General features: G+C 57.5%; 1 pseudogene. It reads left to right on the top strand.

Annotation, left to right across the window (positions count from 1 at the left end):
• A pseudogene (locus EAE90_RS24935) lies at positions 1–555 on the top strand (hemagglutinin repeat-containing protein); the annotation flags it as partial.

The following is a 555-nucleotide window of genomic DNA, read 5'->3' as shown; positions in this document are numbered from 1 at the left end:
TGATTGACGGCGGCTTGACCCATCTCACGGCCAACACCCTGAACAATACCGGCACCGGGCGCATTTACGGGGACCAGCTGGCCCTCCAGACGGGTACATTGAATAACACCGCCCAGGACGGCAAAGCCGCGGTCATTGCGGCACGTGACCGGCTGGACATCGGCACAGCAACGCTCAATAACCAGCATCATGCGCAGATTTACAGCGTGGGCGACATGCGCATCGGCGGCCAGCTGGATAATACCCTGACGGCCTCCGGTCAAGCCCGTGAGCTCAATAACCACGCGGCGACGATTGAAGCCGGGCGCCACTTGAAGATGAATACCGACCAGATTAACAACACCAACGCCGGGTTGGTGACTCAGGTCGTCGAAACGGAAAAATCTCAGCATCACGACGCGGTACTGAGCGGCCAGACCACCCGTTACGACTGGTCACAGGTGGACACTTCCCACCGCAATAAATACAAAGTGCACGATGCCATCATGCCGGATGGCAGCCGCAGTAATGACTTTTACGAATATCAGTACACCCGGACCGTCAAGGAAACTCAGG

It is taken from the genome of Photorhabdus caribbeanensis, from assembly GCF_018448885.1.
GTDB classification, from domain to species: domain Bacteria; phylum Pseudomonadota; class Gammaproteobacteria; order Enterobacterales; family Enterobacteriaceae; genus Photorhabdus; species Photorhabdus caribbeanensis.
Note: the sequence above shows the minus strand (reverse complement) of the source record. Positions and strands in the feature narration are given on the sequence as shown.